Annotated in this window: 20 protein-coding genes and 1 tRNA gene; 13 read left to right on the top strand and 8 right to left on the bottom strand. The window is 72.7% G+C overall.

Going from position 1 to position 21,121, the window contains the following annotated elements; translation table 11 throughout:
* Nucleotides 1-115 precede the first annotated feature (115 nt).
* Together Ae150APs1_RS28545 and Ae150APs1_RS28550 are read left to right on the top strand one after the other, a co-directional pair.
* On the top strand, nucleotides 116-493 hold the full coding sequence (locus Ae150APs1_RS28545) for an OB-fold nucleic acid binding domain-containing protein (protein ID WP_010223689.1): 378 nt from the start codon (nucleotides 116-118) through the stop codon (nucleotides 491-493).
* Nucleotides 494-509: 16 nt separating this feature from the next.
* Complete coding sequence (locus Ae150APs1_RS28550; RefSeq protein WP_075301442.1) at nucleotides 510-1,208, top strand: DUF3159 domain-containing protein; 699 nt, start codon at nucleotides 510-512, stop codon at nucleotides 1,206-1,208.
* 10 nt (nucleotides 1,209-1,218) lie between these two features.
* On the opposite strand, the gene Ae150APs1_RS28555 is transcribed toward Ae150APs1_RS28550, so the two are convergent.
* Complete coding sequence (locus Ae150APs1_RS28555; RefSeq protein WP_029239113.1) at nucleotides 1,219-1,878, bottom strand: TrkA family potassium uptake protein; 660 nt, start codon at nucleotides 1,876-1,878, stop codon at nucleotides 1,219-1,221.
* Nucleotides 1,878-2,540 carry a TrkA family potassium uptake protein gene (locus tag Ae150APs1_RS28560; RefSeq protein WP_075301444.1) on the bottom strand — a complete coding sequence of 221 codons (663 nt, stop codon included), beginning with the start codon at nucleotides 2,538-2,540 and terminating at the stop codon, nucleotides 1,878-1,880. Before Ae150APs1_RS28560 ends, Ae150APs1_RS28555 begins: the two co-directional genes overlap by 1 nt.
* Nucleotides 2,541-2,689: 149 nt before the next feature.
* On the opposite strand from Ae150APs1_RS28560, the gene Ae150APs1_RS28565 reads away from it, so the two are divergent.
* The 6 genes from Ae150APs1_RS28565 to Ae150APs1_RS28590 all read left to right on the top strand — a co-directional run bounded on the left by Ae150APs1_RS28565 (nucleotide 2,690) and on the right by Ae150APs1_RS28590 (nucleotide 9,409).
* Nucleotides 2,690-4,765 (top strand): APC family permease, encoded by a 2,076-nt coding sequence (locus Ae150APs1_RS28565; RefSeq protein ID WP_010223697.1) that lies wholly within the window; start codon nucleotides 2,690-2,692, stop codon nucleotides 4,763-4,765.
* A gap of 32 nt (nucleotides 4,766-4,797) precedes the next feature.
* Nucleotides 4,798-5,976 carry a TRAM domain-containing protein gene (locus Ae150APs1_RS28570; protein WP_075302751.1) on the top strand — a complete coding sequence of 393 codons (1,179 nt, stop codon included), beginning with the start codon at nucleotides 4,798-4,800 and terminating at the stop codon, nucleotides 5,974-5,976.
* A complete protein-coding gene (locus Ae150APs1_RS28575) occupies nucleotides 5,973-6,674 on the top strand; it encodes a metallophosphoesterase (RefSeq protein WP_010223701.1) in 702 nt (233 codons plus the stop codon). The genes Ae150APs1_RS28570 and Ae150APs1_RS28575 overlap by 4 nt, the downstream gene beginning before the upstream one ends.
* Nucleotides 6,675-6,748: 74 nt before the next feature.
* Nucleotides 6,749-6,822: transfer RNA gene (locus Ae150APs1_RS28580), tRNA-Leu, on the top strand.
* Nucleotides 6,823-7,096: 274 nt separating this feature from the next.
* Nucleotides 7,097-7,729: a response regulator gene (locus tag Ae150APs1_RS28585; protein WP_010223703.1), complete on the top strand. Its 633-nt coding sequence runs from the start codon at nucleotides 7,097-7,099 to the stop codon at nucleotides 7,727-7,729.
* A gap of 366 nt (nucleotides 7,730-8,095) precedes the next feature.
* On the top strand, nucleotides 8,096-9,409 hold the full coding sequence (locus Ae150APs1_RS28590; protein ID WP_010223705.1) for an ABC transporter substrate-binding protein: 1,314 nt from the start codon (nucleotides 8,096-8,098) through the stop codon (nucleotides 9,407-9,409).
* A gap of 147 nt (nucleotides 9,410-9,556) precedes the next feature.
* On the opposite strand, the gene Ae150APs1_RS28595 is transcribed toward Ae150APs1_RS28590, so the two are convergent.
* From Ae150APs1_RS28595 to Ae150APs1_RS28615, 5 genes are all read right to left on the bottom strand, one after another.
* Nucleotides 9,557-10,372: an ABC transporter ATP-binding protein gene (locus Ae150APs1_RS28595; protein ID WP_010223708.1), complete on the bottom strand. Its 816-nt coding sequence runs from the start codon at nucleotides 10,370-10,372 to the stop codon at nucleotides 9,557-9,559.
* A complete protein-coding gene (locus Ae150APs1_RS28600; RefSeq protein ID WP_010223710.1) occupies nucleotides 10,369-11,442 on the bottom strand; it encodes an ABC transporter ATP-binding protein in 1,074 nt (357 codons plus the stop codon). The genes Ae150APs1_RS28595 and Ae150APs1_RS28600 overlap by 4 nt, the downstream gene beginning before the upstream one ends.
* Nucleotides 11,432-12,427 carry a branched-chain amino acid ABC transporter permease gene (locus Ae150APs1_RS28605; protein WP_010223712.1) on the bottom strand — a complete coding sequence of 332 codons (996 nt, stop codon included), beginning with the start codon at nucleotides 12,425-12,427 and terminating at the stop codon, nucleotides 11,432-11,434. Before Ae150APs1_RS28605 ends, Ae150APs1_RS28600 begins: the two co-directional genes overlap by 11 nt.
* A 10-nt stretch (nucleotides 12,428-12,437) precedes the next feature.
* The gene (locus tag Ae150APs1_RS28610; protein ID WP_139317168.1) at nucleotides 12,438-13,733 is read right to left on the bottom strand and encodes a branched-chain amino acid ABC transporter permease; all 1,296 of its coding nucleotides are present in this window, start codon (nucleotides 13,731-13,733) and stop codon (nucleotides 12,438-12,440) included.
* A gap of 252 nt (nucleotides 13,734-13,985) precedes the next feature.
* Nucleotides 13,986-14,384: a hotdog fold thioesterase gene (locus tag Ae150APs1_RS28615; protein ID WP_050802169.1), complete on the bottom strand. Its 399-nt coding sequence runs from the start codon at nucleotides 14,382-14,384 to the stop codon at nucleotides 13,986-13,988.
* 224 nt (nucleotides 14,385-14,608) lie between these two features.
* Here Ae150APs1_RS28615 and Ae150APs1_RS28620 point away from each other — a divergent pair, with 224 nt between their 5' ends.
* The gene (locus Ae150APs1_RS28620) at nucleotides 14,609-15,298 is read left to right on the top strand and encodes a carbonic anhydrase (protein WP_249266508.1); all 690 of its coding nucleotides are present in this window, start codon (nucleotides 14,609-14,611) and stop codon (nucleotides 15,296-15,298) included.
* Between the two features lie 276 nt (nucleotides 15,299-15,574).
* Entirely contained in the window at nucleotides 15,575-16,021 is a 447-nt protein-coding gene (locus tag Ae150APs1_RS28625) for a carbonic anhydrase (protein ID WP_075301448.1), read from the top strand.
* 37 nt (nucleotides 16,022-16,058) lie between these two features.
* On the opposite strand, the gene Ae150APs1_RS28630 is transcribed toward Ae150APs1_RS28625, so the two are convergent.
* Entirely contained in the window at nucleotides 16,059-16,907 is an 849-nt protein-coding gene (locus tag Ae150APs1_RS28630; protein WP_075302755.1) for a class I SAM-dependent methyltransferase, read from the bottom strand.
* 319 nt (nucleotides 16,908-17,226) lie between these two features.
* Between Ae150APs1_RS28630 and rpsA the strand changes: the two genes are divergently transcribed.
* The 3 genes from rpsA to coaE all read left to right on the top strand — a co-directional run bounded on the left by rpsA (nucleotide 17,227) and on the right by coaE (nucleotide 20,954).
* Nucleotides 17,227-18,714 (top strand): 30S ribosomal protein S1, encoded by a 1,488-nt coding sequence (gene rpsA / locus Ae150APs1_RS28635; protein WP_075301450.1) that lies wholly within the window; start codon nucleotides 17,227-17,229, stop codon nucleotides 18,712-18,714.
* Nucleotides 18,715-18,974: 260 nt separating this feature from the next.
* Entirely contained in the window at nucleotides 18,975-19,790 is an 816-nt protein-coding gene (locus tag Ae150APs1_RS28640) for a hypothetical protein (RefSeq protein ID WP_075301452.1), read from the top strand.
* A 36-nt stretch (nucleotides 19,791-19,826) separates the two neighbouring features.
* The gene (gene coaE, locus Ae150APs1_RS28645; RefSeq protein WP_075301454.1) at nucleotides 19,827-20,954 is read left to right on the top strand and encodes a dephospho-CoA kinase; all 1,128 of its coding nucleotides are present in this window, start codon (nucleotides 19,827-19,829) and stop codon (nucleotides 20,952-20,954) included.
* Nucleotides 20,955-21,121: the final 167 nt, after the last annotated feature.

The following is a 21,121-nucleotide window of genomic DNA, read 5'->3' on the forward strand; positions in this document are numbered from 1 at the left end:
ACAAACCGCGGCGTCCGCGCGTTACCCTGACGTCGCGATAACACGACACCCTGTCGGGTCGCCACACGAGTGCGGGACACCGGAGGGTCCGGGGCCGCGCGGGCCGAGGAGAGACATGGGCAGCACGGATGGCGGGGCGTTCCGCCGGATGCTCCGCAAACTCACCAGCGACGTCGACGAGCTCGACGCACGCGATCTCGCCGAGGACGTCGAGGAGACCGGCGCACGACCGGCCCGCGACTGCGCCTGCGGCGAGGAGGTGACGATGCTCGGCCGGATCCGCAGCGTGGAGCTCTGCCCCCAGAGCGCCGACGCCACGCTCAAGGCCGAGCTGTTCGACGGCACCGAGGGCGTCACACTGGTCTGGATGGGCCGGCGTCGCATCCCCGGGATCGAGGCCGGTCGCACCATGCGCGTCCGCGGGCGGATCTCCGTCCGCGACGGGCGGAAGGTGCTCTACAACCCGTACTACGAGATCTGCCAGGCGCAGTAGACCCGATCGGACAGGCTTGAGCGACCACCACGACGCCCCCACCACCCGGCTCCCGTGGATCGAGGAGTCCCCGCAGGAACGGACCGGCCCCATCGGGGCCCCGGTCCCCGGCGGGGCCCCCGAGCGGGCGCCGACGCTGATGGAGCAGATGGGCGGCGTGCCGGGCATCGTCGCGTCGACGGTCCCGGTGATCGTCTTCGTCGTGGCGAACATCGTCACCGAGCTGCGGACCGCCGTGTTCGCCGCGATCGGTGCGGGCGTGCTCGTCCTGCTGTGGCGCCTGGTCCGCCGGGACCCGCTGATGCCCGCGATCTCCGGGCTGATCGGCGTCGGGATCTGTGCGCTGGTGGCGAACCAGACGGGGGAGGCCCGCGGTTTCTACCTGCCGGGCCTGCTCTACAGCGGGTTCCTCGGCGTCGTCGCGCTCGTGTCGATCGTGGTGCGGTGGCCGCTGGCGGGCGCCATCTGGCACGGCATCAACGGGCACGGCACCGAGTGGCGGGAGGACCCGCGACTCGTCCGCGCCTACGGCTGGGCCACCGGCGTGTGGGCGGTGACGTTCCTGGCGAAGGTCGTCGTCCAGGGCGGGCTCTACCTCGCCGACTCCGAGACCTGGCTGGGCGTCGCCCGCCTGGCGATGGGCTACCCGCTGACGGCGGTGGCGATCCTCGCGACCGTCCTCATCGTCCGCCGGGTGCCCCGCACCGCGACCTGAGGGACGCGGCTCACGGCCGCGCCAGCGCCTCGCGGATCTCCTCCTCGACCGCCGCCGTCGCGACGAACAGCAGCTCGTCGCCCGGCTCCAGCGCGTCGTCCGGCTGCGGGACGATCACCCGTCCGCCGCGCAGGATCGTCACCAGCGCCGAGTCCGGGGGCAGGGTCACCGCCCGCACCGGACGCCCGGCGAGCGGGGTGTCGTCGGGCAGCGTCACCTCGACCAGGTTCGCCTGGCCCTGCCGCAGCGTGAGCAGCCGCACCAGGTCTCCGACGGCGACGGCCTCCTCGACCAGCGCCGCCAGCAGCCGTGGGGTGGACACCGCGACGTCGACGCCCCAGTTCTCGCCGAACAGCCACTCGTTGCGCGGGTCGTTCACCCGCGCCACCACCCGGCGCACCCCGAACTCGGTCTTCGCGAGCAACGACACCACGAGGTTGACCTTGTCGTCGCCGGTGGCGGCGATGACGACGTCGCAGCCCTCGATGCCGGCATCCTCCAGCGACGCGAGCTCGCAGGCGTCGGCGTGCACCCACTCGGCGTCCGGGACGGCGTTCGGGTCGATCTGGCCGAGCTCGCGCTCGATCAGCATCACCCGGTGCGCGGACTCCACCAGCTCCAGCGCGATGGACCGCCCGACGGCGCCCGCACCCGCGATCGCGACCCGCATCACTCCTCCTCCGGCGGCGCCGAGGCGGCCGCCGTCACGTCGCTGACCGTGCCGGAGATCGCCGCGACGTACACGGTGTCCTCGGCCTGCACGGTGGTGTCCTTCGTCGGCAGCACGCCGGTCCCGAACCGGACGACGAACGCCACCCGCGATCCCGTCGCCCGCTCCAGCTCCGCGATCGGGTGCCCGACCCACTCCTTGTGCAGCGGGAGCGGCAGCACCGCGACGGTGCCGGTCGGCTCCCGCCACGCGGTCGCGACGCCGTCGGGCAGCAGCATCCGCAGCAGCCGGTCGGTCGTCCACGGCACCGTCGCGACCGTGGGGATCCCGAGCCGCTCGTAGACCGCGGCCCGCTTGGCGTCGTAGATCCGGGCGACGACCTTGTCGACGCCGTAGCTCTCCCGGGCCACCCGGGCGGCGATGATGTTCGAGTTGTCCCCCGAGGAGACGGCGGCGAACGCGTCGGCCGACTCCAGGCCGGCCTCGTCGAGGACGCTGCGGTGGAAGCCGAAGCCGACCACCTGGCGTCCCCGGAAGTCCGGCCCGAGCCTGCGGAACGCCTGCGGGTCGCGGTCGATCACCGCGACCTCGTGGCCGAGCCGCTCCAGGCCCGAGGCCAGGGACGCGCCCACCCGGCCGCATCCCATGATCACGACGTGCATGGTGGAGTGGTCCTTCCGGCGGGCGGGGGCCCGGGATGTACGATTCGTTCCCGGTGCACCGAGCGCGCCGCACACCACGTGCGACGCCGGTGCGCCTGATCGCGCACGCTATCGCGTCGCCCGGAACGCGGGGGCCTAGGCTGCGCACCGTGTCCAAGCTCGCCGTCGCTCTCAAGCGGCTCGTGGTCGGACGACCGCAGCGCAGCGACCGCCTGACCAGCACGCTCCTCCCGAAGCGGGTCGCACTCCCGGTGTTCGCCTCGGACGCGATGTCGTCCGTCGCCTACGCGCCCGAGGAGATCTTCCTGACGCTGTCGGTCGCCGGGGTCGCCTCCTACGTGATGTCGCCGTGGATCGGGCTCGCGGTCGTCGTCGTCCTGCTGACGGTCGTCGCGAGCTACCGGCAGAACGTCCACGCCTACCCGTCCGGCGGCGGCGACTACGAGGTCGCGACCGTCAATCTCGGCAAGAACGCCGGGCTCACCGTCGCGAGCGCCCTGCTCGTCGACTACACGCTCACCGTCGCGGTCTCGATCTCCGCTGCGGCCGCGAACATCGGCGCGCTGGTGCCGTTCGTCGCCGAGCACAAGGTGCTGTTCGCGGTGTCGGCGATCGCCGTGCTCACGGCGATCAACCTGCGGGGCATCCGGGAGTCCGGTACCGCGTTCGCGATCCCGGTGTACGCCTTCGTGCTGGGCGTCGGCACGATGATCGTCTGGGGCCTGACCCGGATCCTGATCCTCGGCGACGACGTCCGCGCCGCCAGCGCCGACCTCGATCTCGTCGCCGAGGGCGACACCTTCACCGGCCTCGCGCTGGTGCTGCTGGTGCTGCGGTCCTTCACCCAGGGCGCGGCCGCGCTGACCGGTGTCGAGGCGATCTCCAACGGGGTGCCGGCGTTCCGCAAGCCGAAGTCCCGGAACGCCGCGACGACCCTGCTGCTGCTCGGCGGGATGTCGGTCACGCTGTTCATGGGCCTGATCGCGCTGGCCCAGCTGACCCACGTGCAGATCGCCGAGGACCCGGCCCGCCAGTTCCCGGACGCACCGCCCGGCTACCAGCAGCAGACGATGGTCGCGCAGCTCGCGGACGCGGTGTTCGACAACTTCCCGCCCGGCTACTTCTTCGTGATCGTCATGACGGCGCTGATCCTGGTGCTGGCGGCGAACACCGCGTTCAACGGCTTCCCGGTGCTCGGGTCGATCCTCTCCCAGGACCGCTACCTGCCCCGCCAGCTGCACACCCGCGGCGACCGGCTCGCGTTCTCGAACGGGATCGTGCTGCTGGCGCTGTTCGCGATCCTGCTGGTGATCGGTTTCCAGGCCGAGGTCACGAAGCTGATCCCGCTCTACACGGTCGGCGTCTTCGTGTCCTTCACGCTGTCCCAGGCCGGGATGGTCCGGCACTGGAACCGGGAGCTGGAGCTCGGCCCGGGGGTCCGCGAGCGGCGCCGGATCCGCCGCAGCCAGGCGATCAACGGGTTCGGGGCCTGCATGACCGGTGTCGTGCTGATCACCGTGCTGATCACCAAGTTCGCGCTCGGCGCCTGGATCGCGATCGTCGCGATGGGTGCGTTCTTCGTGCTGATGCGCGCGATCCAGCTGCACTACGACCGGGTCGCCGCCGCGCTCGTCGCCGACGAGGACGACGACGTCCTGCCCTCGCGCAACCACGCCGTCGTGCTGGTGTCGACGCTGCACAAGCCGACCCTCCGCGCGCTCGCCTACGCCCGCGCCACCCGGCCGGACATCCTCGAGGCGGTCACGGTCAACGTCGACGACTCCGACACCAAGAAGCTCGTCGAGCAGTGGCACAAGCGGAGGCTCCCGGTCCCGCTGAAGGTGGTGGAGTCCCCGTACCGGGAGATCACCCGGCCCGTGCTGGACTACGTGAAGCGGATCCGCTCCGACTCCCCGCGCAACGTCGTGACCGTCTACATCCCGGAGTACGTCGTCGGGCACTGGTGGGAGCAGGTCCTGCACAACCAGAGTGCGCTGCGGCTCAAGACGCGGCTGCTGTTCCAGCCGGGGGTGATGGTGACGAGCGTGCCGTGGCAGCTGCCGTCGTCGTCGCGGACCCGGGCGCTCTCGCCGCTGGACGCGCCGGGAGCCTCCCGGCGCGGCTACCCGGGGCTGGAACAGCTCCCCGGCGAGCGCCGCGACGGCCCGCCGGCGACGGGGACGAGCACCGCGGGGGCGACCCGCGGTACGAAGGGGGACACGTGAGCTCCGCTCCGGCGACGGACTGGACCGACCGGATGCTCGAGGTGACCGTCGGGCCGGTGGCGCACGGCGGCCGCTGCGTCGCCCGTGCCGGTGAGGACGGTCTCCCGGCCACCGACGGCCGGGTCGTCTTCGTGCGGCACGCGCTGCCCGGCGAGCGGGTGCGCGCGGTCGTGACGGAGGACCCGGGCGGGGCCTTCTGCCGCGCCGACGCCGTCGCCGTCCTGGAGGCATCCCCGGACCGGGTCGAACCGGGCTGCGTGTGGGCGGGCCCCGGCGGGTGCGGTGGCTGCGACTTCCAGCACGCGACGCCCGGCGCGCAGCGGGACCTGAAGACGGCGGTGCTCCGCGAGCAGCTGGCCCGGCTCGCCGGTGCGGCGGCCCCGCTGTCGCTCCTCCCGTTCGACGAGGTCGTCGTCGAGGAGCTGCCGGGCGGTGCGCTGGGCTGGCGCACCCGGGTGCGGCTCGCCGTCGACGACGCCGGTGTCCCGGGCCTGCGCGCGCACCGCAGCCACGACGTCTGCGAGATTGCCGACTGCCCGCTGGTCCCGGACGGCGCGCTCGGCCCGGTCCTGGAGCAGCGGTTCCGCCCGGAGTCCGAGGTGGACGTGACCGTCGGCGACGACGGTGCCGCGCGGGTCGGCTCCGGGGCGACCGCGCACGCCGCGGGCCGGACCTGGGAGCTGTCCGCGGGCACGTTCTGGCAGGTGCACCCGGCGCTCGCGGACACCCTCGCCACGCTGGTGGACGAGTGGGCGGGCGTGCCGCGCGGGGGAGTGGCCTGGGACCTCTACGGCGGCGTCGGGCTGCTCGGGTTGGTGCTCGCCCGCCAGGTCGGCCCGGACGGGACGGTGCTGGTGGTGGAGTCGTCGCCGTCGGCGGTGGCCGACGGTGCTGCGGCGCTGGCCGACCTGCCGCAGGTGTCGTTCGTGCGGGGACGCGCGGAGCGCGAGATCGCACGGCTCCGGCCGGACCCGGACGTCGTCGTCACCGACCCGCCGCGGACCGGGCTGGGCCGTGCCGCGGTCCGGGCGCTGGCCACCCGCGGGCCCCGCCGGGTCGTGCACGTCGCCTGCGACCCCGCCGCGCTCGGCCGCGACCTCGCGCTGTTCGCGGAGCACGGGTACCGGGTGGCGGGGCTGCGGGCGTTCGACGCGTTCCCGATGACCCACCACATGGAGGCCGTCGCGCTGCTGGAGCGGCCGGACCGATGATCACGGTCGTCCAGCTGTCCGACCTGCACCTCGGGGTGCCGGGCAACCGGGAGCGGGCCGTGCGCGCCGTCGCCGGTGCCCGCGCGCTCGGGGCGGACCTCCTGCTCGTCACGGGCGACGTCGCCGACCACGGCGATCCCGCGGAGTACGCGGAGGCCGCGGAGCTGCTCGGCGGGGCCGCGGTGCTGCCGGTGCCCGGCAACCACGACGACCGTGACGCGATGGGCACCGTCCTCGGGCCGGTGGGCGACCGGGTGCACCGCGCGGGCGGGGTGAACGTCGTGCTGCTCGACTCGTTGGTGCCCGGCGCGCCGGAGGGCGCGCTCTCCGCCGGGGCGGTCGACCTGCTCGCCGACACCGCCCGGGACCCGGCCCCGCTGCTGGTGGCGCTGCACCATCCGCCGGTGCCGGTCGGGCACCCGTTCATGGACGGGATCCGGCTGCGTGACGCGGAGCCGTTCGCGGCGGTGCTGGCCGCGCGGACGGAACCCGCGCTGGTGGTGTGCGGGCACGTGCACCGGCCGGTCGCGACGACCGTCGGCGGGCACCCGCTGGTCGTCGCGCCGTCGGTGGGACCCGCGATCCGGTTCCCCGGTGAGCCGGGGGAGGAGTTCCTGCTGCCGGACTCCGTGCCCGGAGGAGCGCTCCACGTGCTGGGGGACGGGCCGCCGCGCACCCGGTTCCTGGCCTGGCCGTGAGCCCGGGCCGGGTCCCGCGGCGGGCCCCGGGGCCGCTAGAGTGGAAAAAGCGCTGAATGCGCTGATCGCAGTACGCCCCTGTAGGCCAATCGGCAGAGCCAGTGCACTCAAAATGCATACAGTGTGGGTTCGAGTCCCACCAGGGGCACACCGCTTCCGCCGCAGGGCGGATCCGCCGCCACCGCGGCCGTTCCGGCGTCGTGTCGACGCACGTCCCGGGCCCGCACGGTGACGTGCGCCGTGATGTGCACCGTGACCCGCGCCATGCCGTGCGGGGGCGCCCTCTCCGGCCGGACGGGTAACGCGCCCCACGGAGGGTGTTTCCGCACACGAAAGGCCGAAGTGGTTCGGTCGTGGGCGGCACCGCCGGTAGCCTGAAGTCTCCGGTCGCAGTTCCCGTTTCGTTCGTGAGGAGATCCCCGGTGACCGACAACGTTCCCGCAGACACGCCGGCCGAGGACGGCCCGCAGCCCGGGTGGCGGGTGCTGGTCGTCGAGGACGAGGCCCTGATCCGGATGGACCTGGCCGAGATGCTCTCCGAGGAGGGCTACCAGGTCGCCGGCGAGGCCGGCGACGGCGAGGCCGCCATCACCCAGGCCCGCGAGCTGGAGCCGGACCTGGTGATCATGGACGTCAAGATGCCCAAGAAGGACGGCATCGAGGCCGCGGCCGTGATCGTCGAGGAGAAGATCGCCCCGGTCGTCATGCTGACCGCGTTCAGCCAGCGCGACCTCATCGAGCGTGCCCGCGACGCCGGCGCCATGGCCTACCTGGTCAAGCCGTTCGCCCGGCACGAGCTCGTGCCGGCGATCGAGCTCGCGGTCTCCCGGTTCTCGGAGAAGAAGGCGCTCGAGGACGAGGTCGCCTCGCTCAACGAGCGCTTCGAGACCCGCAAGGTCGTCGACCGGGCCAAGGGCCTGCTCATGACGCACCAGAAGATGTCCGAGCCCGAGGCCTTCCGCTGGATCCAGCGGACCGCCATGGACCGGCGGACGACGATGAAGGCGGTCGCCGACGCCGTCGTCGACGGGCTGGCACCCGCCAAGTCCTCCTGACACCCGGGCCCCGTCCCGCACCGACGGCCCCGTCGCGCCCTCCGCGCGGCGGGGCCGTCGTGCGTCGTGACACGGGCGCGAGCGCATCGCTCGGACGGGTGGAAACGTTACGGTTCCGACGGTTCCGGAATGGCTTCGATCGTGGACGTGGTCCGGTTCACAGAGCAACGAAATCGTCACCCCGCGTCGCACGGCCGACACATCGAAAGATCCGTTCGTGACATCTGTGCGTCGAATCATCACATTCGTGTCACGAGCGGTGACCGGACCCCATTTCCTGGTGCGGGCGTACTAGTTTTCCGCCATCCTCCCTCGCCACGTCGACGGCGGGGGAGCGCTCGAAGGGGAACTTGTATGACGCGATCAATGTGGCGAGTCGCCGCCCTGGCCGGGGTGGCGTCGCTGGTTCTGGCCGGATGCGGCGGTGGTGGGGACGCCGGCTCCGGTGGAGAGGCAGGTGGATCGGAGGCTCCGTCCGCCGCCGGTGCCGACTGCACCCCGCCGCAGGCCCAGGCGACCGGGACACCCAGCACCGCGCCGCTGAAGATCGGCTCCCTGCTGCCGGAGACCGGCAGCCTCGCCTTCCTCGGCCCGCCGGAGTTCGCGGGCGTCGAGGTGGCGCTGAAGGAGATCAACGACGCGGGCGGTGTCCTGGGCAACCCGGTCCAGCACCTGCGCGGTGACTCCGGTGACGACACCACCGACATCGCCAACCAGACCGTCGACCGGCACCTCGCGGCCGGCTCGCAGGTCATCGTGGGTGCTGCGGCGTCCGGTGTGTCCAAGCTGGTCATCGACAAGGTCACCGGCGCCGGGGTGGTGCAGTTCTCGCCGGCGAACACCTCCGACGAGTTCACCTGCTGGCAGGACCGCGGGCTGTACTTCCGGACCGCACCGCCGGACGTCCTGCAGGCGCAGGCGCTCGCGCAGCTGATCACCGCCGACGGCGGCCAGCGGGTGAGCATCATGGCCCGGAACGACCCGTACGGTGCGGGTCTCGCCGACAACACCGAGCAGAACCTGGTCTCGGCCGGCATTCCGCAGGACCAGATCCAGAAGATCATCTACGACCCGAACGCGGCGTCGTTCAACCCGGAGATCGACCAGGTCGCGCAGTTCAACCCGGACTCGATCGCGGTGATCGGTTTCGACGAGTCGAAGCGGATCATCACCCGCATGAACGAGGTGCAGATCGGCCCGGCACAGAAGCGCCTCTACGGCACCGACGGCAACATGGGCAACGCCCTCGGCGAGGGCCTTCCGCCCGGGCTGCTCAACGGGATGAAGGGCACCACCCCGCTGACCGAGCTCTCCGGAGACTTCGAGCAGCGGCTGCGTGCCGAGGACCCGGCGCTGACCGACGTCAACTACGCCGGTGAGTCCTACGACGCCGTCGTGGTCTCCGCGCTGGCGGCGGAGGCGGCCAAGTCCACCAACGGCGCCGACATCGGGACGCAGATCAACGCGGTCACCAAGGAGGGCGAGAAGTGCACCACCTTCGCGGCCTGCAAGGCGATCCTCGACCGGGGCGGCGACGTCGACTACGACGGCGTCACCGGCACGCTGGACTTCACCGACGCCGGTGAGCCCGGTTCCGGTTCCTACGGCGTCCTGACCTTCACGCCGCAGAACGAGCTCAGCGACGACACCACCTACATCAAGGTGGGCGCGCAGGGCTGACGCACCGCGCACGACGATCCCGAGGGGCGGGCCGCCACGGCGGTCCGCCCCTCGGGCGTCCGCGGGCCGGCGGCCTGGTTCCGGGAACGACGAACGGCCCCGCACCCCTCGAGGGGGTGCGGGGCCGTCCGTCGCCGGAGGAGCGGCTCAGTCCTTCTTCTCGCTGCTCCCGGCCAGCGTGCCGAGGTACAGCTCGATGACCTTCGGGTCGTTCAGCAGCTCCCGGCCACCCGCGGTGTAGGCGGCCCGGCCCTGGTCCAGGACGTAGCCGCGGTCGCAGATCTGCAGGCACCGGCGGGCGTTCTGCTCGACCATGATCACCGAGACGCCGGCGGCGTTGATCCGCTTGCAGCGCACGAAGACCTCGTCCTGCAACATCGGCGACAGGCCCGCGGAGGGCTCGTCGAGCAGCAGGACCGACGGCTCCATCATCAGCGCCCGGCCCATCGCGACCATCTGGCGCTCACCGCCGGACAGCGACCCGGCCTTGGTCTTCCGGCGCTGTCCCAGCATCGGGAACAGGTCCGCGACGACCTCGAACCGCTTAGCGAAGGTCCGGGGACGCAGGTACACGCCCATCTCCAGGTTCTCCTCGATCGAGAGCGAGGGGAACACGTTGTCCCGCTGGGGCACGTAGCCGAGCCCCTTGGTGACCAGGGCGTGCGCCTTGGCGCCGGTGATGTCGGCGTCGCGCAGCCGGACCGTGCCCCGGCGCACCGGGATCAGCCCGAACATCGCCTTGAGCAGCGTGGACTTGCCGGCGCCGTTCGGGCCGATGATCCCGACGATCTCCCCGTCGCGCAGGAAGAAGTCGCTGTCGTTGAGGATGTCGACCCCCGGCACGTACCCCGCGACGAGCGAGTCGACGCGCAGCAGCGCCCCCTCGGCCAGCTCGCGGTGTGCCTCCGGCGTCGCCGCCTGCTCCGCGTCCCGGGTCGTGCCCGGGCCGGGGTTCTCGGTCATGTGCGCTTCTCCTCGTCGGACCGGGCGTCCCGGCCGTGCTCGGCCTCCCCGAGTTCCTCGGCCTCCATCTCGGCGACCAGGTCGGCGGTCTCGCCCACCGGGTTGCCGTCGGCGTCGAACTCGAGCACCTGGTCGTGGTGGGCGCCCAGGTAGGCGTCGACGACGGCCTGGTTCGACGACAGCGCCGCCGGCGGCCCCTCCGCGATGACCTGCCCCTGGGCCATGACGACGACCCAGTCGGAGATGTCGCGGATGACGTCCATGTCGTGCTCGACGAACACCACGCTCATGCCCTCGTCGCGCAGCGACTTCACGTGACCCAGCAGGCTCTGGGTGAGCGCCGGGTTCACGCCCGCCATCGGCTCGTCGAGCATGACGACCTTCGGCTGCATCATCAGCGCGCGCGCCATCTCGAGCAGCTTGCGCTGCCCGCCGGAGAGCGAACCCGCCAGGTCGTCGGCCTTGGTGTCGAGCTTGAAGCGGGCCAGCAGCTCGTGGGCCCGCTCGGTGATCTGCCGTTCCTGGGCGCCCCAGCCGGTGAACAGCGCGCCGAGGAAGCTCTCCCCGCGCTGGCCGGTGGCGCCGAGGCGCATGTTCTCGATGACGGTCATGCCGGCCAGGGCCTTGGTCAGCTGGAACGTGCGGACGACGCCGCGGCGTGCCACCCGGTGCGGCGGCAGCTTCTGCAGCGGCGTGCCGTCGTAGACCCACGAGCCGGAGTCGGCCCGGTCGAAGCCGGTGAGCAGGTTGAACAGGGTGGTCTTACCGGCGCCGTTCGGCCCGATCAGGCCGGTGATGGCGCCGCGCTGGAACTCGAGGTGCCCCACGTCGACGGCGGTGAGGCCGCCGAAGGTGCGGGTCACCCCGTCCACGGTGAGCACCGCGTCCGGCTTGGCGACCCCCGGCTCGGGGGACACGCCGGCCAGCGCGCGGCCCGGGTCGGGGCGGTCGGCAGGGGCGTTCCCGGTGTCCGTGGTGTCCGCGCCGGTGAGCGCGGTGTCCCGGGTGATCTCGGTGTCGTCGGTGCTGTCTGGGCTGTCGTCCCCGTGGGGACCGCGGTCAGCGGCCATCGCCGAGCACCTCCCTCCGGCGTCCGAAGATGCCCTGTGGTCGGTACACCATCATGAGGCCCAGGAAGGCGCCGACGAGCACGAACCGGATCGCGCCGACGTCCTGGGACGAGATGAAGGGCAGCAGCGGGTTCTCGCCCGCCGTCGCCTGGCGCAGGAACGCGTCGGCGATGGAGAGCAGGAACCAGAACAGCATCGCGCCGATCACCGGCCCGAAGACGCGGCCCGCGCCGCCGAGGATGAGCGCGGCGTAGGCGAAGAACGTCTGCGGCGGGGAGTAGAAGTCCGGCGTGAGGGACTGGGTCGCCAGGGCGAAGAAGATCCCGCCGAGGGCGCCGAACACGCCACCGAGGGAGAGCGCCTGCATCTTGTAGGCGAACACGTTCTTGCCCAGCGCCCGCGCGGCGTCCTCGTCCTCGCGGATCGCCTTGAGGACGCGGCCCCACGGGCTCCGCACGAGCAGCCAGGTGAGCAGCACGCACAGCCCGACGATCGTCCAGCCCACGAGGATCGCCCACAGGTCCGGCCCGCGGACCTCGAGTCCCAGGATGTCGTAGGACGGCTGGGTGAACGGGTTCGCCGCGGCGAACGCGTCGGCGAAGCCGGTGAGGCCCTGGGTGCCGCCGGTGAAGTCGGTCTGCGAGGTGGAGCGGGTGACGAGCCGCAGGATCTCGGCGGCCGCGATCGTCACGATCGCGAGGTAGTCCGCCCGCAGCCGCAGTGTCGGGATGCCCAGGATCAGTGCCAGCGCGACGCCGCAGGCCATACCGATGATCACACCGAGCCAGAGCGGGGCACCGAAGTTGGCCACGGAGATGCCCATGCCGTAGGCGCCGACCAGCGCGAAGCCGATCTGGCCGAAGTTCAGCAGCCCGGTGTAGCCGAAGTGGATGTTCAGGCCGAGTGCCAGCAGCGCGAAGAAGATGGCCGAGGGGCCGATCAGCTGCGAGAACCCGACGGTCAGGAGTTGTCCGACATCGATCACGGTGTCCCCCTCAGCCGATCCGGGCCTTGGACCCGAGCAGGCCCTGCGGACGGAACACCAGGATCACGATCAGCACCGCCAGACCGCCGAGGTACTTGAGGTCGAGCGGCAGCACGAGCGTGGACAGCTGCACGAGGATGCCGACGATGAGGCATCCGAGCAGCGCGCCGTAGGCCGTGCCCAGGCCGCCGAGGATGACGCCGGCGAACATCAGCAGCAGGAGCCGGAAGCCCATCTCGTACTGCACCGTGCTGGAGAGCTCGGACAGCGCGAACAGCACACCGCCGAGGGTGGCCAGCCCGCCGCCGAGCATCCAGACGAACAGGATGACCCGGTCCACGTTGATGCCCGAGGACGCCGCGAGGTCCCGGTTGTCCGACACGGCGCGCATCGCCTTGCCGATCCGGGTGCGCTGCAGCAGCAGCGCCACCCCGAGGAGCACGACGACGGCGATGACGATCGCCGACAGGTCCTTGTCGGTGAGCGCGATCGGGCCGTAGTTGCGCACCTGCTGGGCGGTGTAGTCGGTGAAGGACTCCGACCGGCCACCGAAGAAGATCAGGATCAGGTAGCGGAGCGCGATCGACAGGCCGATCGAGACGACGAGCTGCGCGATCAGCCCGGCGCCCCGCCTCCGGAGCCTGCGCCAGATCCCGAGCTCGTTGGCGGCGCCGAGCGCCGCTCCGACGAGCACCGCGATGATCGTCGCCGGGATCAGCTGGACCCCGCCGACGACGTTGATGTACCAGGCGACGACGGCTCCGATGGTGACCATCTCGCCGTGCGCGAAGTTGGTCAGGCTGGTGGTGCCGAAGATCAGCGACAGGCCGATCGCGGAGATCCCGATGACCAGGCCGAACCGGATGCCGTCGACCAGCAGCCGCAGGAACGTCGCGAAGCCGCCGGTGGCGGCCCCCTGGACCTCCTCGCCGAACCGGAAGACGACGGTGTTCAGCGAGCCCTCGGCGACCTCGCGGGTCGTCTCGCCCTGGAGCACCTGGGTGCCCGGCGGGAGGGTGGACTCGTCGAGGCGGAAGGTGTAGCTCCCCGCCGCCGGGACGGTGAGCTCCCACCGGCCGTTCGCCTGCGAGGTGGCCTGGGCGACCGGGGCGCCGTCGCGGGCCGCGACGATCGTGACGCCGGCGAGCGGCTGACCGTTCTGGTCGCGCAGCGTGCCGCTGACGTCGATGCCGTCCTGGGACTGGGCGGGGAGTGCCACCGCGGGCGCGGCGGCCGGGGCGGGTGCGGGCGCGGCGGCGGCGAGCGCGGTGCCGGACAGCGTGATCGTGCCGATCAGCGCGATCATCAGCCCGATCAGCCAGCGGACCGCGGCCGGGGTCGGGGACCGCCGTGGGGCGCCCGCGCGGACGTCACCCGCGCGTGGGGCGCTCCTCCGGAGCGGTGTGCGGGGTGGTGGCAACGTTCGTCCGTCCTCGTGGGGCGTCGTACGACACCCGGGTGGGTGATCGGACGGAACCTAGCCGAGGAGAGGACTGGTACGAACGTCTCGAACGAGGCCGTAGCCGAGACGTAACGCGGCGGTACCGCAGGGCGAGGATCAGGACACGAGCGGTCGTGTGTCCCGGTGCAGACAGGTGAGCTTCGCGGTGCAGACGCGACGCCCGTCGTCGTCCACGAGCACGATCTCGGACGTCGACGTGGACCGTCCCATGTGGATCGCGCGGGCCGTGCCGGTGACGTGTCCCGAGGTGGCCGACCGGTGGTGGGTGCAGGACAGCTCGAGGCCGACCGGGAACCGCTCGGGCAGCGCGTTGAGTGCCGCTAGCACCGAGCCGAGGGTCTCGGCGAGCACCGCGCTCGCGCCGCCGTGCAGGAGGCCGTACGGCTGACGGTTGCCCGCGACCGGCATCCGCCCGACGACCTCGTCGGCGGTCGTCGTGAGCAGCTCGATGCCCATCCGCTCGCCCAGCTGCTCGGCGGAGTGCTCGGGGGACATCTCGGGGAGCTCGGCGGCGGCAATCGGCACGGGAGCGACCCTACGACCCCTGTGGGTCCGCCGGAGGCAGGGACGCGGTGACGACGGCGACTCCGGATCCTCTTGATCACTCGAACGGGTGGCGATAGCGTTGCGTTCCACAATAGAGAGCATTGCAAACTTTCGGTCGGCGACGGGGGCGGCAGATGGACGGGATCGGACGGCGTCAGGTGTTGCGGGGCGCGGTGGGGACAGGACTGGCCCTGGTCGGTGCGGGCGTGTCCGCCACGGCGGCCGCCGCGGCGCCCGGGGGAGCGGCGCGCGCCGCGGCACCGGGGATCCCGGAGGCCGTGCCGGACGCCGACGGGGCGCTGCGGCGCCTCGCCGAGGGCAACCGGCGCTGGCGCGACCTGCATCCCGAGCACCCGCACGAGGGCGCCGAGGTCCGGACCCGGCTGGTCGGCGGGCAGCACCCCTTCGCGACCGTGCTCTGCTGCGTCGACTCCCGGGTGCCGCCCGAGCTCGTGTTCGACCAGGGGCTCGGTGACCTGCTCACCGTCCGGACCGCGGGCCAGGTGCTCGACGACGCCGTGCGGGGCAGCCTGGAGTTCGGCCGGGCCGAGCTGGGGATCCCGCTGGTCGTGGTGCTCGGTCACACGTCCTGCGGCGCCGTCGCCGCGGCCGTGGACGCCGCGGCGGCGGGGGAGGAGCCGTCCGGCCGTCTCGGCTTCCTGGTCGACGCGATCGCGCCGGCGCTCCCCGCGTCCGGCACGCGCGAGGAGCGGATCGCCGCCGGGGTGGACGAGAACGTCCGGCGGATCGTGGCGGTACTGCGGGCCGACCCGGACCTGTCGGGGCCGGGGTCCGGCGGGGTGCCGACGGTGGTGGGTGCCCGTTACGACCTGGGGACCGGGCGGGTCGACCGGATCGTCTGAGTCGCAGCCGGCCCGGCCCGGCCCTCCCGTACGGCCGCGGTGCTCGACACATCGCGGCGTGCGCACTTGCCCGATCCGACCGGTTCCCGCGATCGTGATCACCGACGGTGCATCCCGAGCGGAACGAGAGGTTCATGGCGAACGACGGCAGGCCGACCGCGACCGAGGCGTGGTCGACGATGCTCGAGGGCAACCGGCGCTGGCAGCGCGACGAGACCACCGGGCCGCACGGCCCGGGACCGGGAGTCGGCCGTCGGCGGCCAGGCGCCCGCGGCGATGGTGCTGTCCTGTGCGGACTCCCGGGTCCCCGCGGAGCTGGTGTTCGACCTCGGTCTGGGCGACCTGTTCGTCGTCCGGACCGCGGGTCAGGTCGTGGACGACGCGGTGCGCGGCACCCTCGCCTACGGGGCGGGTGCGCTGGGCATCCCGCTGCTGGTCGTGCTGGGTCACTCGCACTGCGGTGCGGTGAAGGCGGCGGTCTCGGTGGCGGCCGGCGGTGACACCCCGGCACCCGCGCCGCTGGGGTGGCTGGTCGGCGACATCGCGCCCGTCTGCTCGGGTGAGGGTGACGAGGCCGTGGCCGCCGCGGTGGACGCCAACGTCCGCCGCGAGGTCGAGCAGCTCGGCACCGAGCCGGCGCTCGGCGAGCTGGTGCGCGACGGGCGGCTGACGATCGTCGGCGCCCGCTACGACCTGGAGACCGGCGCGGTCGTCGGGCTCTGACCGCACGGGCGGGCCGGTGCGCCGGCCCGCCCGGCGCTCACGCGGGCCTGCGGGTCACCAGGATCGCGGTGCCCGGGAAGAGCTCGCCCCGCAGCGGCGACCACTGGCCCCACACCCGGTCGTGCCCCTCCGGCCACTCCGGCTCCACCAGGTCCTCCAGGACCAGCCCGGCGGCGACGACGTCGCGCACCCGGTCGCCGATCGTCCGGTGGTGCTCGACGTAGGTGGCCCGGCCCTGCCCGTCGACCTCGAGGTAGGGCGTCCGGTCGAAGTACGACTGCGTGACGGTCAGGCCGGCCGGGCCGGGATCGTCGGGGAACATCCAGCGCATCGGATGGTTCACCGCGAACACCCAGCGCCCGCCGGGGCGCAGCACCCGGTGCACCTCGCGCATGACCCGCTCCGGCTCCGCGACGAACGGGATCGCGCCGAAGGCGGAGCAGGCCAGGTCGAAGGTCCCGTCGCCGAACGGCAGGTGCTCCGCGCCCGCCTGGACGAGCGGCACCGCGATCCCGGTCCGTCCGTTGAGCGCCGCGGCGTGCCGGAGCATGCCGCCGGAGACGTCCAGCGCGACCGGGTGCGCGCCGTGCGCGGCGAGCCACCGGCTGCAGGGGGCCGATCCCGCGCCGATCTCCAGGACCCGCCTGCCGGCGAGGGACTCCCGCGGGCCGAGCAGCTCCGCCTCGTCCTCGTGGAGGTTCTCCGGGCACCAGACGAACGCCGCGTCGCCGATGTCGGCACCGTGCTCGGCCAGGTAGTCGTCGGCGTCGGCGTCCCACCACCGGCGGCCCGCGGCCTCGGACTCGGCGCCGGACACCCGGCGCCGGGCCACGCCCGCGGTCCCGACGGCGGTCTCGGCGGAGGAATACTCGTCGCGGCTGCTCATCGCCACCCGATCGTCGCAGTGCCGGCCGTTCGCCCGTTTACCGGACCCGCATTGCCCGGGACTTTCGGTGCCGCGTAGCATGATTTCCTGACCGTGGTCAACGTGTCGGACGACCGCCCGGCGCCACTCCTGCGCCGCCTCGCGACCGCCCGTCGCACGTAGGTTCCGACCACGGGAATCGACGCCAGAGGGTGACTGTTACAACGTCACAGCTATACGCACCAGAACCGGTGAGCGTTGCTGCAGCAGCGCGGACCGGACCGCCCATGTCAGAGAAATCCCGCCCATGTCAGAGAAATCCATCGGAGCACCCCACTACATGTCCACCGACACCACCGCCGCCCCGACCACGCCGCAGGTCGCTATCAACGACATCGGGTCGGAGGAGGACTTCCTCGCCGCCATCGACCAGACGATCAAGTACTTCAACGATGGCGACATCGTCGAAGGCACCATCGTCAAGGTCGACCGTGACGAGGTCCTGCTCGACATCGGCTACAAGACCGAGGGCGTCATCCCCTCGCGCGAGCTGTCGATCAAGCACGACGTCGACCCCGCCGAGGTCGGCGAGTTCGTCGAGGCCCTCGTCCTCCAGAAGGAGGACAAGGAAGGCCGCCTGATCCTGTCCAAGAAGCGCGCCCAGTACGAGCGCGCCTGGGGCACGATCGAGGCCCTCAAGGAGGCCGACGAGCCGGTCGAGGGCACCGTCATCGAGGTCGTCAAGGGCGGCCTGATCCTGGACATCGGGCTCCGTGGCTTCCTCCCGGCCTCGCTGGTCGAGATGCGCCGCGTCCGCGACCTGCAGCCGTACGTCGGCCGCAAGATCGAGGCCAAGATCATCGAGCTGGACAAGAACCGCAACAACGTGGTCCTGTCCCGCCGCGCCTGGCTCGAGCAGACCCAGTCCGAGGTCCGCAGCGAGTTCCTCAACCAGCTGCAGCGCGGCCAGGTCCGCAAGGGCGTCGTCTCCTCGGTGGTCAACTTCGGTGCGTTCGTCGACCTGGGCGGTGTCGACGGCCTGGTGCACGTCTCCGAGCTGTCCTGGAAGCACATCGACCACCCCTCCGAGGTGGTCGAGGTCGGCCAGGAGGTCACCGTCGAGGTCCTCGACGTTGACCTCGACCGCGAGCGGGTCTCCCTGTCGCTGAAGGCGACCCAGGAGGACCCGTGGCGCCTGTACGCCCGGACCCACGCGATCGGCCAGATCGTCCCGGGCAAGGTCACCAAGCTCGTCCCGTTCGGCGCGTTCGTCCGCGTCGAGGAGGGCATCGAGGGCCTGGTCCACATCTCCGAGCTGGCCGAGCGCCACGTCGAGGTGCCGGAGCAGGTCGTCCAGGTCGGCGACGACGCGATGGTCAAGGTCATCGACATCGACCTCGACCGGCGTCGCATCTCCCTCTCGCTGAAGCAGGCGAACGAGGGCATGACGACCGAGACCGAGTTCGACCCGACCCGGTACGGCATGGCCGCCGAGTACGACGACCAGGGGAACTACATCTACCCCGAGGGCTTCGACGTCGACTCCGGCGAGTGGAAGGAGGGCTTCGACGAGGCCCGCTCCACCTGGGAGAAGCAGTACTCCGAGGCCCAGGCCCGCTACGAGCAGCACATGGCGCAGATCCGCAAGGCCGCCGAGGCCGAGGCGGAGGGTGGCGACGACGTCGCGCCGGCCAACTACTCCTCGGGTGGGGGCGACGAGCGTCCCAGCACCGGTGGCAGCGGCGGTGGCCAGGCCGAGTCGGGCGGCTCCCTCGCCAGCGACGAGCAGCTCGCCGCGCTGCGGGAGAAGCTCTCCGGCGGAGCCTGATCCCGTGACCCGGCCCCCCCGCGGGCCGGATCGCAGTGCCGCACCGAGCCCCGGTGACCCCTGTGGTCGCCGGGGCTCGGCGCATGTCGGCGGCCGTCCGAGGGAGTACATCGGCGTGTCGACACGACCGGGTGATGCCTGCGCCGTTGCACGGCGTGTCGGGTCGGACACGCCGGGTAGAGATCACGGTTCGGCACCGGTCGCCCTACGCTCCGGCTGCGTTCGGGAAGTCGATCTCCGCCGGGCTCTAGATTGTCATCATGGCCGGCCGCTCCGTCCGCCGGACGCGCTCCGGCACCGCCCTGCAGTCCTTCTCCGCCACCCGTCGCGGACGGGTGGCGCTCCTCGCCGGGGGCGCCCTCGTCGGGGCCGTCCTCTCCGGATGCGCCACCGCGTCGGGTGATCCCGGGATCGCCGTCCCGACCTTCGCCGCGGAGGACTCGGCCTCGGCCCAGTCCGGGTCCGCGCCGATCCCGATCGCCCTGCCCACCGACTGTGCGCAGATCATGGACCCGGAGCAGGCCGGTGCGCTGTTCGGCCAGGTCCTCGGCTCCGTGTCGGTCCAGTCCGTGCGCGGGGTCCCCGAGCCGGCCGTGAACCGCACCGAGCGCACCGCCTGCACCTACCGTGCCGGCGGGCAGGAGCAGGCGTTCGGCGGTGGCGGCGCCCGCAACAGCGGCCCGGTGCTCTACCAGCTCAACATCGGCCGGTACGGCGACACCGCATCGGCGACCCGGCAGTGGCAGCTCAACGCCAACGCCGAGCGGTCGGACGCCACGGCCTCGCGGGACATCACCGTCGGGACCGTCCCCGGGGTGCTGATCGAGCGGCCGGACGAGACCACCCTCGCGATGGTCTACGGGGTCGACACGCTGACCTTCATCCTGCCGGTCGCGGCGCCGGGGCAGAACCGCCCGGCCTCGGAGACCCTGCCGGACCTCGCCCAGCGCATCCTCCCGGCGCTCACGCCGACGCAGCCGCCGTCGGCGCGCCCGGAGCCGCCGGCCACGCCGGCGCCGGGCGGCCCCGTGTCGCAGGCGGGCCGTCCCGCCTCCGGTGCACCCGGCGCGACCTGATCACGTCCTGACGGTCCTCGCCGATACGGTGCTCGTGTGCTGCGGACAGGGCTGACCGGAGGAATCGGGGCGGGCAAGTCGACGGTCGCCCGCCGTCTCGTCGAGCGTGGGGCGGTGCTGGTCGACTCCGACCGCATCGCCCGCGAGGTCGTCGCGGGCGGGACCGAGGGGCTCGCCGCGGTGGTCGGGGCGTTCGGTGACGGCGTGCTGGGGCCGGACGGCGAGCTCGACCGGCCCGCGCTCGCGTCGATCGTCTTCGGGGACCCGGAGGCCCGGCGCACGCTGGACGGGATCGTGCACCCGCTGGTGCGGGCACGCTCGGACGAGCTCGTCGCCGCGGCGCCGCCGGAGGCGATCGTCGTGCAGGACGTCCCGCTGCTCGTGGAGGGCGGGACGGCGCCGGCGTTCCCCCTCCTCGTCGTGGTCGGGGTCGACGCCGAGGAGCGGGTCCGTCGGCTCGTCGGGGCCCGCGGGATGGCCGAGGCCGACGCCCGCGCCCGGACCGCGGCCCAGGCCACCGACGCGCAGCGCCGGGCCGCTGCGGACGTCTGGCTCGACAACTCCGGCGACGAGGACTCCACCCGTCGCCGGGTGGACGCGCTGTGGGACGAGCGGCTGGTGCCGTTCGAGGAGAACCTGCGCCGCGGGCGACCGGTCTCCGACGGGGTCCCGAGCCTGGTCGAGCCGGACCCGGACTGGGCCGGGCAGGCCCGCAGGCTCGCCGACCGGATCGGCGTCGCGGCCGGGCGGCTCGGGCGCGGCGTCGAGCACGTCGGCTCGACGGCGGTACCCGGGCTCCGTGCCCGCGACGTGCTGGACCTGCAGCTGGCGGTCGAGTCGCGTTCCGACGCCGCACTACTGGCCGGTCCGCTCGCCGACGCCGGATTCCCGGTGGACCCGGGGGCGGAGCCGGACGCCGCGGGAACCGTCCGGGTGCACCGTTCCGCCGATCCGGGCCGGCCGGCCGTCGTCGTCGTGCGGGTCCACGGTTCCCCCGCGTGGCGGCACGCGCTCGGGATCCGGGACCGCCTCCGTGCCGACGACCGGGCCCGTGCCGGTTACGCCGAACGGAAGCAGGCCGCCGCGACGCTCTACGGGGACGATCCGGACCCGATCCGCTACTCGGCGCACACGGCGGCGTGGCGCGACGACCCGTCCGGGTGATACGTCCGTCCGGGTGTGATGCGATCCGTGACGCCCGCGTGAAGATCCACCCGTTTCTGTAACGGTTCCTGCTCGTTGGTCGATCAGGCGGGGAGAGAGCGTCGGCGCTCCCGTCCCGCCGGGGTACGGGCGGTCTCCGCCGGTCGGGCCGCACCGCGGCCTGGTCG

The organism is Pseudonocardia sp. Ae150A_Ps1 (assembly GCF_001932315.1).
Lineage (GTDB): Bacteria > Actinomycetota > Actinomycetes > Mycobacteriales > Pseudonocardiaceae > Pseudonocardia.